Source organism: Stenotrophomonas sp. C3(2023), from assembly GCF_032911385.1.
Classification (GTDB): Bacteria; Pseudomonadota; Gammaproteobacteria; order Xanthomonadales; family Xanthomonadaceae; genus Stenotrophomonas.
Map to the genome: position 1 here is coordinate 3,113,823 of NZ_JAWJLO010000001.1, position 15,855 is coordinate 3,129,677.

Annotated in this window: 13 protein-coding genes; 6 read left to right on the forward strand and 7 right to left on the reverse strand. The window is 67.5% G+C overall.

The annotated features are described in order from the left end of the window. Window positions 1–127: 127 nt before the first annotated feature. On the forward strand, window positions 128–2,017 hold the full coding sequence (locus RZA67_RS13830; protein WP_317213303.1) for an RICIN domain-containing protein: 1,890 nt from the start codon (window positions 128–130) through the stop codon (window positions 2,015–2,017). A gap of 30 nt (window positions 2,018–2,047) precedes the next feature. Here the strand turns inward: RZA67_RS13830 and RZA67_RS13835 are convergent, their stop codons facing one another. The 3 genes from RZA67_RS13835 to RZA67_RS13845 form a co-directional block, all read right to left on the reverse strand. After that, window positions 2,048–2,737 (reverse strand): methionine ABC transporter permease, encoded by a 690-nt coding sequence (locus RZA67_RS13835; protein WP_317213304.1) that lies wholly within the window; start codon window positions 2,735–2,737, stop codon window positions 2,048–2,050. After that, window positions 2,734–3,741: a methionine ABC transporter ATP-binding protein gene (locus tag RZA67_RS13840; RefSeq protein WP_317213305.1), complete on the reverse strand. Its 1,008-nt coding sequence runs from the start codon at window positions 3,739–3,741 to the stop codon at window positions 2,734–2,736. The genes RZA67_RS13835 and RZA67_RS13840 overlap by 4 nt, the downstream gene beginning before the upstream one ends. A gap of 212 nt (window positions 3,742–3,953) precedes the next feature. Continuing rightward, entirely contained in the window at window positions 3,954–4,850 is an 897-nt protein-coding gene (locus RZA67_RS13845) for a DMT family transporter (protein ID WP_317213306.1), read from the reverse strand. Window positions 4,851–5,182: 332 nt separating this feature from the next. Here RZA67_RS13845 and RZA67_RS13850 point away from each other — a divergent pair, with 332 nt between their 5' ends. The 4 genes from RZA67_RS13850 to RZA67_RS13865 all read left to right on the forward strand — a co-directional run bounded on the left by RZA67_RS13850 (window position 5,183) and on the right by RZA67_RS13865 (window position 7,650). Continuing rightward, a complete protein-coding gene (locus RZA67_RS13850; RefSeq protein ID WP_317213307.1) occupies window positions 5,183–5,500 on the forward strand; it encodes a hypothetical protein in 318 nt (105 codons plus the stop codon). A 53-nt stretch (window positions 5,501–5,553) separates the two neighbouring features. Continuing rightward, window positions 5,554–6,036: a YajQ family cyclic di-GMP-binding protein gene (locus RZA67_RS13855; protein WP_317213308.1), complete on the forward strand. Its 483-nt coding sequence runs from the start codon at window positions 5,554–5,556 to the stop codon at window positions 6,034–6,036. Window positions 6,037–6,268: 232 nt separating this feature from the next. Beyond that, window positions 6,269–6,850: a DUF1415 domain-containing protein gene (locus RZA67_RS13860; protein ID WP_317213309.1), complete on the forward strand. Its 582-nt coding sequence runs from the start codon at window positions 6,269–6,271 to the stop codon at window positions 6,848–6,850. Beyond that, the gene (locus RZA67_RS13865; RefSeq protein WP_317213310.1) at window positions 6,847–7,650 is read left to right on the forward strand and encodes an SDR family oxidoreductase; all 804 of its coding nucleotides are present in this window, start codon (window positions 6,847–6,849) and stop codon (window positions 7,648–7,650) included. The genes RZA67_RS13860 and RZA67_RS13865 overlap by 4 nt, the downstream gene beginning before the upstream one ends. Before the next feature lie 97 nt (window positions 7,651–7,747). On the opposite strand, the gene RZA67_RS13870 is transcribed toward RZA67_RS13865, so the two are convergent. The 3 genes from RZA67_RS13870 to RZA67_RS13880 form a co-directional block, all read right to left on the reverse strand. Then, a complete protein-coding gene (locus tag RZA67_RS13870; RefSeq protein ID WP_317213311.1) occupies window positions 7,748–9,781 on the reverse strand; it encodes a M3 family metallopeptidase in 2,034 nt (677 codons plus the stop codon). A gap of 270 nt (window positions 9,782–10,051) precedes the next feature. Further along, on the reverse strand, window positions 10,052–10,873 hold the full coding sequence (locus RZA67_RS13875) for a serine protease (protein WP_317213312.1): 822 nt from the start codon (window positions 10,871–10,873) through the stop codon (window positions 10,052–10,054). A gap of 162 nt (window positions 10,874–11,035) precedes the next feature. After that, entirely contained in the window at window positions 11,036–12,151 is a 1,116-nt protein-coding gene (locus RZA67_RS13880) for a PLP-dependent cysteine synthase family protein (protein ID WP_317213313.1), read from the reverse strand. A gap of 118 nt (window positions 12,152–12,269) precedes the next feature. Between RZA67_RS13880 and gloA the strand changes: the two genes are divergently transcribed. After that, the gene (gene gloA / locus RZA67_RS13885; protein WP_317213314.1) at window positions 12,270–12,785 is read left to right on the forward strand and encodes a lactoylglutathione lyase; all 516 of its coding nucleotides are present in this window, start codon (window positions 12,270–12,272) and stop codon (window positions 12,783–12,785) included. A 38-nt stretch (window positions 12,786–12,823) separates the two neighbouring features. Here the strand turns inward: gloA and RZA67_RS13890 are convergent, their stop codons facing one another. Next, window positions 12,824–15,613, reverse strand: a complete 2,790-nt coding sequence (locus tag RZA67_RS13890; RefSeq protein ID WP_317213315.1) for an EAL domain-containing protein — start codon at window positions 15,611–15,613, stop codon at window positions 12,824–12,826. Between the last annotated feature and the right edge of the window lie 242 nt (window positions 15,614–15,855).

Genomic DNA, 15,855 nt, shown 5'->3' on the forward strand with positions numbered 1-15,855 from the left:
GCACAAAACGCCAGTTTCAGTTGATCTGACAGCAACTGCCAACCCGGCCCCGGAACGACATCCACACGCTGCAGCAGGATGACAGCGTCGGCACTGCCGACGACGTCTTCCCGTCTGGAGCGCTCGAATGAAACTTCCTGCCTGCCTGTTCGTTCCGTTCGCCCTGCTGACTGCCAACGCTGCCCTGGCCGCCGCAGGAGAAGCCGACCATGGCCGCCTGCCCCTGGACCAGTTGTCCCTGCTGCTCGGTGATGCCCCACCGGCGTCGATGCAGTCGCGCAACCCGCGGGTACGCGGCGTGCCGGAACTGCGCTGGTACACCGACACGGCACTCGGCCGGCCCGCGCAGCGTGCCGCAGCCGCAGCTGCCTTCAGCGCCGGCCATCCGGTGGCGGTGCTGCGCGGCACGGTCAACGCATTGGGCGACACGCGTCTGCGTACGCTGTTCAGTGTGGCCTCGAGCGCCTCGATGGCGATCTACCAGCGGCGTGCCGCCGACGGCGCCACCCATGTGCTCAGCGTGGATCTGGCCGACAACGACCCGCGCGTGCAGCGACGGCTGGCACGCCAGCTGCGTCGTCTCATGCTGCCCCGCATGCCCGCAGGCCGCATGGCGCAGGCCAACCCCGATGCCGCCAGCATCAGCGTGCCAACCATTGCCTTCGTCGAGACCCGGCTGGCGAACTCGGGCAACGGTAGTCTGGTCGCGCTGACCGGCACGCTGACCCGCAGTACCGGGCCCTCGTTCAACGTGCTCGCGATGACGCTGAAAACACGCCATGTGATGCGCCCGCACGACAACGGCATGCGCCAGCCGTTCCTGGTGGTGCCGGGCAACTACACGCTCTCGCACGAGGTGGGGCTGCCGACCGGCAATGCCCCCCCGCGGTTGCGTGCCTGGGAACCGCGCGCCGACCCGCGTACCGAGATCGAGGTCGCCCAGACCACGACCAGCCGCACGTCCTATGGCAGTGGCTTCAGTCTCGATGCCACCAAGGGGCTGCAGAACCAGGTACGCAATTTCGCCGCGAAGAAAGCGCTGAGCTTCGACTTCACCCGCGAACACAGCATCAACAACTCGCTGGCCTTCAAGCTCAAGGACTACTCGCTGCGTGACGGCGCCAGCGCGCAACCCGGCAACGCGGTCCGCAGCCAATGGGAGATGCCACTGGCGGACTTCATCGTCAACGACCGCAACTACTTCGGTAATCCGGCCACCCCGCAGCGGATGACGCCGACGATGCGCCAGAACTCGCCAGAAGTGATGTCGGAATGGCTGATTCCCGGGCAGTACGATGGCGCCGTGGCAGTCACGGTCCAGGGCGGGGTCCGCAACCGCGAAATCCTCGGCGGGATCGGATCGGTCGAGATCGCCGATACCCAGCCGCAGGCCGCGATCACGCTCAGCGTGGATGCGAGTTCATTGTTTCTGACGCCCGAGCCCACCGTGTTCATCCAGTCCAAGGCCGGCAACGGCGGCTGCCTGCGCGATGTCGACGGCCAGGTGCGTCTGGCCGGCTGCCCCGATGTCAGCCGTGAGGGCTGGCAGCGCGAGACGGGGTCACAATGGCAGCTGGACATGCAGGGGCGCTACATCAACCGTGGCTCACGCCGCTGCCTGCAGCTGCTGACCAGCGGCGCGCACGCGTACGGGCAGCTGATCACCCGGCCCTGCACCACCGACCGCGACCAGCGCTGGGAGTGGTTTGCCGACCGCATCCACAGCCTGCACGGCGATGGCAAGCGGCAGTGGCGCCTGTTCGTGGGCGCTGCCGGTGTACTCAACGGCCGCACCAACGAAGATCCAGCCAGGCAGGTGCTGCCGGTCAACGGCTTCCATCCGCTGCTCAACCCGTGGTCGAGCTATCCGGCCAGGCCGGCCAGCAATGATTTCATTCCCAAGCTCGAGAACCTGGGACAGAACCAGCCCATTCCACCGGAGTACCGGCAACTGGCCGAAGTGGACTTCGCCGAGCGCTGGGAGCTCATCGTGCTGCGCCAATCGTTGATGCGCTGAGCCGGCCAACTAGGTCGGCGGCCGGCGCGCTCAGCGACGGGTGTAGCGGACGACCAGACGGTCGCCGACCATCTGCAGCACCTGCACCAGCACCAGCAGCAGCACCACCGTGACCAGGGCCACATCGGTGTGCGAGCGCTGGTAACCATCGCGGAAGGCAAGGTCACCCAGACCGCCGGAACCGATGGCACCACCCATGGCGGTGAAGCCGATGAGGGCCACGGTGGTCACCGTGGCCCCGGCGATCAGGCCAGGACGCGCTTCGGGCAGCAGCACCCGGGTCACCAGCTGCCAGGTGGTGGCGCCCATCGCCTGGGTTGCCTCGATGACGCCGCGGTCGACCTCGCGCAGCGCGGTTTCCACCAGGCGCGCATAGAACGGGGCCGCGCCGATCACCAGCGGCACGATCGCGCCGCGCACCCCGAGCGACGTGCCCATCAACGCCAGGGTGACCGGAATCAGCACGATCATCAGGATGATGAAGGGCACCGAGCGCAGCAGGTTGACCACCAGCGCCAGCCCGCCGTAGGCGAAGGGGCGACGCTTCATCTGCGGCGCGCCGAACAGGTACAGCAGCACGCCCAGCGGCAGGCCGATGGCCAGCGTCAGCGGCAGCGACCCGGCCAGCATCAGCAGGGTATCGACGGTGGCCTGGCCGATATCGGCCCACTTGGCCGCATCGAGATGGCGGAAGAAACCGCCGGCGGTGGCAAAGATCATCGACGCAGCTCCTGCACATGAACACCGGCGGCGGCGAAGGCAGCCTGCGCGGCGGATTGGTCGCCGCCGACCAGCGAGACGATCAGCTGGCCATACGGCGTGTCTTTGATGCGGTCGATCCGTCCGGACAGGATGTTGTAGTCCACGCCGGTCTGGCGCGCGACGCTGCCCAGCAGCGGCTGGTAGGTGTCGCCGCCGAGGAAGGTCAGCCGCACGATGGTGCCGGTCACTGCATCGAAATCACGGTGCAGGGTGCCCTCGTCCACGTGTTCGGACTCGCTGACAAACCGCCGCGTGGTGACGTGCTGCGGGTGCAGGAACACCTCGGTGACCGGGCCGGTCTCCACCAGCTGGCCGGCGTCGAGTACCGCAACGCGGTCACAGACGCGGCGGATCACGTCCATCTCATGGGTGATCAGCACGATGGTCAGCCCCAGCTCGCGGTTGATCTTCGCCAGCAGGGCCAGCACCGAGGCGGTGGTCTGCGGATCCAGCGCACTGGTGGCCTCGTCGCACAGCAGGATCTGCGGACGCGTGGCCAGTGCGCGGGCAATGCCCACGCGCTGCTTCTGCCCGCCGGAAAGCTGTGCCGGATACTTGTCGGCGTGCGCCTGCAGGCCCACGGTCTGCAGCAGTTCGGCGACCCGCGCGTCGATCTCCGCGCGCGGCGTACCGGCCAGTTCCAGCGGGAAGGCGACATTGGCCGCCACCGTACGCGAGGACAGCAGGTTGAAGTGCTGGAAGATCATGCCGATACGCCGGCGCAGCGCGCGCAGACCCTCGGCGTCCAATGCGGTGGCGTCCTGGCCGTCGATCAGCAGGCGACCGCCGCTGGGTTCTTCCAGACGGTTGATCATGCGGATCAGGGTGGACTTGCCGGCCCCGGAATGGCCGATGATGCCGAAGACCTCACCGGCCTCGATCGACAGATCCAGTGGCTGCAGGGCACTCACGGTGCGGCCGGCCACGGCATAGGACTTGTGCAGGCGCTGGAACTCGATCACGGGCTCGGCTCACCGAAAGGGGCGACAGGGGGGCGTGCAGCCTACCAGCGCGGGCGGTAGCGCGCGCGTGTTGTGTCAGCGGATGATATTCCTTTTGCTTCTAAGTGGCCGTCATCAGGCTGCGCGGTGATTACCGCGCCGCTGGCGCGAGCCGGCCATGGGGTCGGCTCAACCCTCGCCCGCGGTTCTGCGCTCTGCCGCCAACGCAGCAGTCAGGGATGGTCCAGCGGCTTGGGGGGCTGCTGGCGGTTGACCCGTTCGCGGTGCAGCAGGTACAGCCCGGAGGCCACAATGATCGCGGCGCCCGCCCAGGTGTAGCCGTCGGGTAACTGCCCCCAGAACGCCAGATCCCAGCCGATGACCCAGACCAGCCCGGTGTACTCCAACGGTGCGATCAGCGAGGCCTCGCCGAGCTGGAACGCCCGGGTCAGCGCGATCTGGCCCAGCGCGCCGGCCAACCCCATGCCGGCGATCAACGGTGCGTGTGCCCAGGCCAGGGGCACCCATTCCGGCCACGCCAGCGCACCGGCACCGATTGCCATGATGACCAGGAACCAGACCACCATCGACTGCGACGTATCGGTACGGGTCAGCAGGCTGACGGTGATCGCCGCGATGGCATAGGCGGTGGCTGCGGCGAGCACCATCAACCCGGGGATCGAGATGAACCCGTCCACGCCCGGTCGAAGCACCACGATGACCCCAATCAGCCCGATGCCGATGGCCACCCAGCGCCGGGGACCGACCCGCTCGCCCAACAAGGGCACCGACAGCGCAGCGATCAGCAGAGGCGCAACGAAGTAAATGCTGTAGGCGGTTGAAAGCGGCAGATCGCGCAGCGCAAACACGAAACATCCGATCATGGCCATGCCCAGCACGCCACGCAGCAGGTGCAGGCTCCACCGACGCGGAATCAACGAGCGCGGCCCGGCGCTGGCCAGCACCCAGACCAGCACGAACGGCAGCGAGGCCGCGCCGCGCAGGAAGGTGACCTGCAGGGAGGGATAGCTGCCGGACAGCTGCTTCATGCCAGCGTCCATCAGCGAGAAGCACGCCACGGCGGCGAGCATCCAGGCCGCGGCGCGCGAAGGAGAGCGTTGAGCGTTCATGGCCCATTGTAAGGCGGCGCCCGGCGCTTGCTGCCGGGATTACGCTTGAGTAGCGGAGACGCGTCGTCGCACTCCGACGAAAGGGTTTGACAGCCCTGTCCAGAGCGTACCTTCTCCCATGCCAGCTGCGGCATGGGACGGCCAGCCATGTCCCATGGCGGGCGGTGCGCGGAGGCCGCAAGGCCTGCCGTTCTCTGGATCGGTCTGTCAACCGCGTACCGTCCGCCGCCTTTGTTTGACAGCGAAGCGGCGGTGTCTGCAATCCAGAGGACGCCCACATGACTAGCCCGACCGCCCTACGCAATTGCCTTCTCCCACGGACACCATCTTCCGTGAGCAGCGCCTTCGATCAGCTTGATCTTTTCGGCGCTGCGCTGCACGCACTCGCCGACCTGCTCGGTCCTGGCGCTGATCTTGCGCACGTGGATCGCGATGCACTGGCAATGCTGTTGAGCATCTTGAACGAGAACAGGGATCAGGCCACGGCGGCCAACGGCGGCGCCCTGTCCGCTGTCATCGACCTGATCGGCAGCAGGCACAGCCTCGAGGGCGTGACGCGCGCGCACCTCCAGGAAGCTGTGGCCGTGCTTGCCCGCCTGCAGGCCTCGAGCATCGCAAGGGTGACGTCGAGCAGGTCGACCCACCTGTAGCAGTACCACCACGGCGTTAGAATGGGCGCTACTGACTTATGCGGAGTAGCCCCATGCCCTCGTTTGACGTCGTCTCTGAAGTGGACACCCACGAGCTGACCAATGCCATCGACCAGGCCAACCGGGAACTGAGCACGCGTTTCGACTTCAAGGGCGTGGATGCGAAGTTCGAGCGCGATGGCGAGGTCATCAGCCAGACCGCACCGACCGAGTTCCAGCTCAAGCAGATGAACGACATCCTGCGCGCGCGCCTGGCCGCACGCGGGATCGATGTGCTGAGTCTGGAGTTTGGCGACGTGGAAACCAACCTGGCGCAGGCCCGGCAGAAGATCACGGTCAAGCAGGGCATCGAACAGAAGATCGCCAAGAAGATTGCCGCCACGCTGAAGGACGCCAAGCTCAAGGTGGACAGCCAGATCAACGGTGACAAGCTGCGTGTGCAGGGCAAGAAGCGTGACGATCTGCAGGACGCCATCGCAGTGCTGAAGGCCGCCAAATTCGATCTGCCGCTGCAGTTCAACAACTTCCGCGACTAAGCCCACAGCGCTGCCTTCCGCAGTAGCCGACCCAACGGTCGGCTGCTCTCCAGGCAGATCGCGCCCAACCCCGCCGCGCTGCGCGCGGTGAACAGCGCCGCGGCGGCAGCACGGCTGCAATATGTTGGAAACATCTACGTCAAACAGCCTGCCCGGCATCCCGTAGCTGGACAGTGAACGCAGCCGGCGGCCTCCGACCTACACTATGCAGCCGCCAGCCGATGTGCCCGCCATGACCGATTCCCCTCTGACCGCCGACGGTACCCCCCCCGAAGACCCGATCGCCGCAACCCGCCTGTGGCTGGAGCGGATCGTCATCGGCCTCAACCTGTGCCCGTTCGCCAAGGCGGTATACGTGAAGGACCAGGTGCGCATCGTGCTCAGTGACGCCACCACCCCCGAGGCGCTGGTGGAAGAACTGGCCGAGGAACTGGTGCGGCTGCGCGACACGCCAGCCGAGCAGATCGACACCACGCTGATCGTGCACCCGCAGGTGCTGACCGACTTCCTCGACTACAACGATTTCCTCGACAACGCCGATGCAGCCATCGAGGCGCTGGACCTGCAGGGCATCCTGCAGGTGGCCAGCTTCCATCCGCAGTACCAGTTCGATGGCGTGGCGCCTGACGACGCCAGCAACTACACCAACCGCGCGCCCTATCCGATCCTGCACCTGCTGCGCGAAGACAGTGTGGCGATGGCGGTGGCCGCCTATCCGGACCCGGACGTGATCGTCGAGCGCAACATCGCCACGCTGGACCGCATCGGCGTGGACGGCTGGTGGCGGCGGCTGCGCGGCGAGGATCTGTCATGACTGCGGCTCCACCGATCACGGCCTGGCCTGTGGCCCCGCTGGCGGGCCGTGTGGTGCTGGTCACCGGCGGCGCCAACGGCATCGGCCGTGGCATTGCCCAGGCCGTGCTCGGCGCGGGCGGCAAGGTACTGATCGGTGATCTCGACCAGGAGGCCGGCCAAGCTTGCCTGCAGGAATGGCAGCGCGGCGACGATGCCGCATTCGCGCGCCTGGACATCAGCGACGAGCAAAGCGTGCAGGCCTTCATCGACGCTGCCATGCAGCGGTTTGGCCGGATCGATGGGCTGGTCAACAATGCTGGCATTGCCAGCGCGCACGGAACCGCGCTGGAGGCGATGGCACTGGAGGAGTGGCAGGGGCGGTTGTCCTCGCTGCACGGCGCGTTCCTGTGCAGCAAGCATGCGCTGCCGGCACTAGCCGCTGGTGGGCACGGATCGATCATCAACATTGCCTCGACACGGGCGCACCAGTCCGAACCACATAGCGAAGCCTACGCCGCAGCGAAGGGCGGGCTGGTGGCCTTCACCCATGCACTGGCCGTGAGCGCCGGCCCTGCCGTGCGGGTCAACTGCATCAGCCCCGGCTGGATCAGCACCGACGCCTGGCAGGCGCCGTCGCGCCGCCGAACACCCTCGTTTTCGCAGGAAGACCACAGCCAGCATCCTGCCGGCCGCGTCGGCGAACCGCAGGACATCGGTGCCCTGGCGGTATACCTGCTGTCCGCACTGTCCAGCTTCACCACCGGACAGGAGTTCATCGTCGACGGCGGCATGACCCGGAAAATGATCTACGCCGGGTAACCCCGTGCCGCAACGGGGTGACGACCCACGGTCGTCACCCGCCCCCGATCTCACCGGATCGCAGTTGCTGCCGGGCGCCACCGGACGTCGGGCTGCCTCAGCCAGCCATGCCCGAGTGCCGCAGCAAGGCGTCGATGCTCGGTGCACGACCACGGAACGCCTGGAAGTTGTCGGCCGCACTGCGGCTGCCGCCGCGGCCCAGAATCTCGTCGCGGAAGCGCGCGCCGGTCTGCGCCAGCGCGCCCGGTGCTTCCTCGAAGGCCGCATAGGCATCGGCGCTCAGTACTTCGGCCCATTTGTAGCTGTAGTAGCCGGCCGCATAGCCGCCGGCGAAGATGTGGCTGAACTGGTGCGGGAAGCGGTTCCAGTGCGGCGGATGGTTCACAGCCACCTCGTCGCGCACACGCTGCAGCAGCGCCAACACGCTGTCCTGACCGGCCTGGTGCTGGCTGTGCAGCAGCATGTCGAACAGGCCGAATTCCAGCTGCCGCACGGTGGCCATCCCACTATGGAAGTTGCGCGCCGCCAGCATGCGCTCGTACAGCGCGCGTGGCAGTGGCTCACCGGTGTCCACGTGCGCGGTCATCGCCTGCAGGTGTTCCCACTCCCAGCAGAAGTTTTCCATGAACTGGCTGGGCAGCTCCACCGCGTCCCACTCCACACCATTGATGCCGGCCACCGCCAGCTCGCCGATGCGGGTCAGCAGCTGGTGCAGCCCATGTCCCATTTCATGGAACAGGGTGGTCACCTCGTTGTGGCTGAACGTAGCCGGCCTGCCATCGCTACCCGCGCCGAAATTGCACACCAGGTAAACCAGCGGGGTCTGCACGCGGCCGTCAGCGAGGACGCGGCGGTTGCGGCAATCGTCCATCCAGGCGCCACCGCGCTTGCCTTCGCGCGCGTACAGATCAAGGTAGAACTGGCCGACCAGGGCGCCCTGGGCATCGACCAGCCGGTAGAAGCGCACATCCGGATGCCACACCGGCGCGACGTCAGGCTGCACCTGCAGTCCGTACAGCTGCTCGATCACCGAGAACAACCCGGCCAGGACCTTCGGCTCGGTAAAGTACGCCTTTACCTCCTGCTCACCGTAGCTGTAGCGGGCCTGCTTGAGTTTGTCGGCCGCGTAGGCCAGGTCCCAGGCCTGCAGATCATCGATGCCCAGGTGCTCGCGCGCGAACTGCTCCAGCTCGCTGCGATCGCGCACCGCGAACGGTCTGGCGCGTGCAGCGAGGTCGCGCAGGAAACCCAGCACCTCGGCCGGATCCCGGGCCATCTTGGTGGCCACCGAATAGTCGGCATAGCTGGCAAAACCGAGCAGCGCAGCCAGCTCCGCGCGCAGGGCGAGAATGCGGTCGATGCTGGGCCCGTTGTCCAGGGCCGGGTCGCCGAACTCCGAGGCGCGCTGCGCGCTGGCCTGATAGAGCGTCTCGCGCAGCGCGCGGTCTTCGGCCCAGGTCTGCACGGGCAGGTAGCAGGGCATCTGCAGGGTCAGCTTCCATCCCGGCCTGCCCTCCTTTTCCGCAGCCATGCGCGCGGCATGCACAACGTCCTCCGGCAGCCCGGCCAGCCGCGCCGGATCGTCGATCAGCAGCGACCAGGCGTCGGTGGCATCGAGCACATTCTGCGAGAACTTCGCCGACAGGGCCGACAGCTCCTCCTTGATCGCACCGAAGCGCGCCTGCTGCTCCGGAGCAAGTTCGGCACCGCCAAGGCGGAAATCACGCAGCGCGTTATCCAGTACCTTGCGCTGCGCTGCATCCAGGGCATCGCCCTGCTCAGCCGAGGCCAGCCGGCGGTACTGCTCGAACAGCGCCAGGTTCTGCCCCAGCGCAGTACCGAAGCGGGTGATGCGCGGCAGATTCTCGTTGTAGGCCTCGCGCAGCGCCGGGCTGTTGACCACGGACTGCAGGTGACTCACCTGGCCCCACGCGCGCCACAGCCGCTCGGTTGCATCATCCAGCGGCACCACGAAGCTGGACCAGGTGACCGGGCTGACCTGCTCGGCAGCGGCCACGGCGGCCTCGGCATCGGCCAGCAGCACATCCAACGCCGGACCGACGTGCTCGGGGCGGATTTCGTCGAAGCGTGGCAGGCCGGAGAAGTCCAGCAGGGGGTTGGCAACGGTCATGGGGGCTCCACAGATCAACGGTATCGGCAAGGATATGGCGTTGCCGCGCTCCACATGCAAGAGCAGGCCAGCCCACGCTCAGACCGCACCGAACCCGGTAGGTGACGACCGTTGGTCGTCACGCCCTCGCTGCCGCTCCTCAGCTGGCGGCAAAGCACGGCTGTGCCGCAAAGCGTGACGACCAACGGTCGTCACCTACCCGCAGCGCGACCACCCGTTGCTGCTCTCATCATTCGTTGGCAGAGCAGGGCTGCACCGCCCGGCTGCACCTCAATCGCCTCGTGGCAGCCACTGTCGCAGGAACGCCGTTACGCTGGGTGCCGCGAGCCGGGTGAACACCGTCGGTTCGATCGAACTGCACGGTAACGGGCCGCGGCTGGTGACCCCCACCTGCAACCAACGCCCATCCTGTCGGCGTCGCAGCAACGGCCCCCCCGAGTCACCGGAACAGGTGGTCGGGGTACCGGCGCCAGCGCAGAGGTCGCGCTGCGCGTCCACCGTGCCATCGTAGGCCTCGTTGCACCTGCCGAAGGGTACGTATCCCAGTACGGCATGCTGCAACCGCGACGGGCGCGGTACGGGTTCGCCTTCGTACCGGTCCTTGTACAGGCCCCATCCGGCGGACAACAACGGCACGTTGGCATCAGCGGGCAGGTCCGGTTCGCCCTCGGCGGCCACGCCGACCGGCGGGATGCCCTGCACGGGCCGAGCGAGCTCCAGCAGAGCGACATCGCTCGGCACTGCGGGAAATTCGGGATGTACGTGGATGGCGACCACCTCATGATCCACCGCGGCAGGGTCGTCCAGCTCCACTACGCCCGTGCGCACCACCACCTGTGCAGGCGTGAGTCCCATGCAGTGGGCGGCGGTAAGCACCCACGTCGGGGCGACCAGGGTTCCGCCGCACCAGTGGTTTTCGCGGCCGCTGCCGCCCAGGTCCCGTACCTGCAGGCTCACCATGAACGGATAGGTGCCTGCAGGCGCATCGGTACCGCCTATGATCCGTGGCAGTGCGGCGGCAGCCGGACCACTACCTGCCAGCACGAGGGCTCCAAAAAGCAACACCATCGGGCTGTTTCGCAGCAAGGGCATGTTCCTTCTCCGCAGTGCCGCGGCGCGGCAGGCGCTCAAGTACACCCTCAGCCCCGCCGTGCTGCGCGCGGACACGTCACGATTTGAGCGTGCTGCGGCTGCCCCTACCCAACGACGCGTCGAACTCCCAATGTCCTTCACCCGCAGGCACGGCTTTCCCGCTCAGCCGTTGACCGGCTCGAGGCTGCAGACCGGCAACACTGGCGGGCACTGGCCCTGCACCATCTGCGCCAGCTGCTCATCGGCGGCCTGAATATCGATGCCCTGGCGCTGGTACCACTGCGGGTCGTAATAGCTGTGCGCGTAGCGCTCGCCGCTGTCGCACAGAATGGTGACGATGCTGCCGCCACGGCCGGCCTCCCGCATCCACTGCGCCGCCTGCAGCACGCCGATGAAATTGGTGCCGGTGGAACCGCCCACACGCCGGCCCAGCTGGCGGGTGACGTGGCGCATCGCCGCCAGGCTCAGGGCATCGGGCACTTTTACCATGGCATCGACACTGGTCGGGATGAAGCTCGGCTCCACCCGCGGTCGGCCAATCCCCTCCACCCGCGAGCCGCCCTCACAGGTCAGCGCGCGCCACGGCTTGCCGGCTGCGGCAGCCACGTAGCCGTCGTAGAACACCGAAACCTGCGGGTCTGCACAGAGAATGCGGGTGTCATGCCGCCGGTAGCTGACGTAGCGCCCCAGCGTCGCGGCGGTGCCGCCGGTGCCGGGGCTGCAGACGATCCACTCCGGCACCGGGTGCGGTTCGTCGGCCATCTGCTTGAAGATCGATTCGGCGATGTTGTTGTTGGCGCGCCAGTCGGTCGCCCGCTCGGCATAGGTGAACTGGTCCATGAAATGCCCACCGGTCTGCTGCGCCAGCTGTTCCGACTCGGCGTTGAGCTGGCAGGCACTCTGCACCAGATGGCAGCGGCCGCCGTGGAACTCGATGGCGGCGATCTTCTCCGGCGAGGTGGTGGCGGGCATGACGGCGATGAACGGCAGCCCCAGCAGGCGGGCGAAGTAGGCCTCGGACACGGCGGTGGAGCCACTGGAGGCTTCGATGACCGGACGCCCCTCGCGCAACCAGCCATTGGCCAGTGCGTAGAGGAACAACGAGCGCGCCAGCCGATGCTTCAGGCTGCCGGTGGGGTGGCTGGACTCGTCCTTGAGATACAGGTCGATACCCGGAAAACCGGGCAGATCCATGGGAATCAGATGCGTATCGGCGGAGCGGTTGAAATCCGCGTCGATCTTGCGGATGGCGGCTGCCACCCATTCACGCTGCGACATGGCGGGCCATCGGGGTCAGGACGGAACGGTTCATTGGCAGCATTCTACGACGGCATGGCCCTCACCACCGGCGCGGTAGAATGTAGCGCTTCTCCTACTTCCCGCAGAGAGACGCCCCATGAGCCTTGACGACCTGCGCGCCGTTCCCGGCGTTGCCACCCCGCCCGCCGCAACCCGCGGCTTTGTGTTCAACCACACCATGCTGCGGGTCAAGGATGTGACCGCCTCGCTGGACTTCTATACCCGCGTGCTCGGCTATCAGCTGCTCGACAAGCGCGACTTCCCGGACGCCGGGTTCAGCCTGTACTTTCTGGCCCACGTGCCGTCCGGCACCCGCATTCCGGAAGAGGACGGCGAGCGCCGTCTGTGGCTGGCCGGGCTGGCCGGTGTGCTTGAGCTGACCCATAACCACGGCACCGAGCAGCAGGAGGGCGCGGTGTACCACGACGGCAACAGCGAGCCGCGCGGCTTCGGCCACATCTGTGTCTCGGTGCCGGACATCCAGGCCGCCTGCAAGCGCTTTGACGAGCTGCAGGTGCCTTACCAGAAGCGTCTGGAGGAAGGCCGCATGAAGCACCTGGCCTTCATCAAGGACCCGGACGGCTACTGGGTGGAAATCATCGCCAACGCCTGATCGGTTGTGCTGTCGGCGCTGGCGGCCGTGCTTGGCGGTCAGCCGGCGCCGGCCGGGTCCGGCGCGGCCAGCATCGTGTCGACCTCGAAGCTGCCCTGCCGCAGCAGCCGCTCCATCGCCGCAGCGTCCACCGGTGGGCTGAACAGATAGCCCTGCACCTGGTCACAGCCGTGCTGGGCCAGGAAGCGGCACTGCGAGGCGCGCTCCACGCCCTCGGCCACCACGGTGAAGCCGAGCGCGCCGGCCAGCGCGATGGCCGCGGTGACGATACCTGCCTCGCGCGGCTCCTCAAGTCGGGTGTCGATGAAGGAGCGGTCCAGCTTCAGGGTATCCACGCACAGATGCTTGAGGTACCCGAGACTGGAATAGCCGGTCCCGAAGTCGTCGATGGCCACCGCCACGCCCAGCGCACGCAGCCCGGTGATCACCTGCACCACATGCTGCATGTCCTGGGCGAGCACGCTCTCGGTCAATTCCAGCTCCAGCAGATGCGCAGGCAGGCCGGTACTGTCCAGCACCTGCTGCACCCAGGCCACCGCGTCCTGGTGCTGCAGCTGCCGCACCGACAGGTTCACCGCTACCTTGGCGCCGGCCAGCCCGGCCTGTGACCATGCCAGGGCCTGGGTACAGGCGCGGCGCAGCACCCAGTCGCCGATCGCCACGATGAGCCCAGAGGCTTCGGCGACCGGAATGAAACGGGCTGGCGAGACCTGCCCCAGTTCGGGGTGCTGCCAGCGCAGCAGCGCCTCGCTGCCGACGATGCGTCCATCGCGCAGGTCCACCTTGGGTTGGTAATGCAGGTGCAGCTGCCCCCGCGCGATGGCGGTGCGCAGCCCCGCTTCCAGCTGCACGCGCTCACGCGCCTGCGCCCGCATGTCCTGGTCGAACACCTGCACCTGGTTGCCGCCCAGTGCCTTGGCGCGATACATCGCGATGTCCGCCGTGCCGATCAGTTCTTCGATGCCCTGCCCGTCCTGGGGATAGACGCTGACGCCGATGCTGGCTTCCACGTGCACCCGACGACCCTCGCAATGCAGTGGTGCCGCCAGTGCTGCCAGTACCGCCCTGGCCTTGCTGGCGGCCTGGGCTGCAGTATCCAGCCGGGGCAGCAGCAGCATGAACTCATCACCGCCTTGCCGCGCGACCACGCCGTCCTCGCCGAGACTGTCACCGAGCCGCTGGGCCACAGCTTTGAGCAGCGCATCGCCGTAGGGGTAACCGCCCCCATCGTTGACCAGCTTGAAACGGTCCAGGTCCAGCAGCAGCAGTGCAGCAACGCCCCCCTCGGCCTGCACCTGCGCGATCACTCCCTGCATCCGCTCCACCAGCAGGTTGCGGTTGGGCAGGCCAGTCAGCGCATCATGCGTGGCCAGATACAGCACGCGCTGCTGTGCCTGCTTCAGTTCGGAGACATCGGTGCCGAGGCCTACAAATCCCGGGCGCCCGCCAAGTCGCAGCTGCACGCCGGTGAACAGATAGGGCACGCGGCGCCCATTCTTCATCAGGTAGTCGGTTTCCAGCGAGAAGCTGCCGGCGTCGAACACCTGCTCGATGCCCTCGCGCAGCTTCGGGTACTGGTCCGGCGGCACGAAAGTGAACGCATCCATGCCCTCCAGCTCCTGCGCCGTATAGCCGGTAACCCGCTCCAGGCTGTGGTTCCAGCGCCGCAGGCGCAGCGCCTGGTCGTAATGCTGGAACACGCCGGGCAGCGCTTCGAGCATGGCGTCGGCGTAGTCGCGCTCCTGGCGCAGGCGGCGCTCGGCGCGTCGGCGCGCCATCACCAGCACCGTTCCCGCCCCCAGCAGCACGGCGATCAGCAGCCATTGCAGGGCCTGCTGACGCAGCGAGGCCAGCCACGCGGTCGCCGGCCGCAGTGCCATCAGCTGCCAGTGCAGACCCGGGCCGGGGTTCAGCGCCTGGCTGGCGAGCAGGCTGCTGCCCTCGGCCAATGCAACCCGGCCCTGCGCAGCGCCATCGAGCACGGCAGCCAACGCCGGATCCAGTGTTACCGGCTCCCGGCTGACCTGTGGCCCGGCCAGCACCCGCTGTTGCGGCAGGGTCTCCACCACCCGCAGGTTGGCACCGTAGTCATTGGCCAGCGCATCGACAAAGCGGTTGAGCGACGGCAGATGCATATCGGTGTCGACCACGCCGAGCAGACGCCCATCGATGTCACGCACCGCGGTGACGTAGCTCAGACCCCACAACGGCGCGGCGCTGCCGTCGCGCGGAATCCAGCGGTACGCCGGCATCCAGGTGCCGGCCAGCCCCGGCATCAGCGCGGCCTGGTAGAACGGCCGCGTACGCGGGTCGTAGCCCTCGCCGGGTAGATCAGCCAGCTTCTGCCAGCCATCGGCCAGATACGCCCAGCCCTGCACACGCGCCTGCGCTGCGGTGGGGGCGGGATAAAGCCACAGCGAAATCTCATCGCTCTCGCTGCGCTCCAGGTAGCCATACTCACCGGTGTCCGCCACGGCGACACCGAGATAGCTGAGTTCGGGACGCTGCTGGAAGGCAGGCACCAGGCTCTGCAGCAGCGGCTGCAGGCTCTGCGCCGAGAGGTGGTGCACCAGTGCGGCCTGGCGGGCGGAATGGGCGGTCATTTCAGCGGCCTGCACCAGCGCGCTCACCCGCTCCCGGGTGCGGGCCAGGCTCTCCTGCAGTTGCTGCTGCTCGCCTTGCCGGGCATCGTCGAGGTTGGACCAGGCGAGCGCGGCCAGTGCCAGTACGGCCAGCGCCACGATGGCAAAGGAGGCGGCCTGCAGCCAGCTCGACCGGCGGCGGTGTTCACCCGCGCTGCCGGCAGCGTGCGATGTGGCGTCAACCATCCCCTGCCCCCACCCGCCTGGTGGCATGCAGGGTCACGCTGCCCCCGCAGCCTGCGCAAAGCTCGCCTTCCATGTTGGTCCCCTGTTCCCGACACAGGGTGGCCCCTGATGGGGACATGGCCTGCGCTGGAGAGCCCGATTGTGCACCGGGCGGGGCAGCGAGCGGAAGCAGGGGTGGACACAGCGTGACGACCAAGGGCCGTCACCCGCCAAGGGCCCGCACGTAGAGCGGGGCTCTGCCC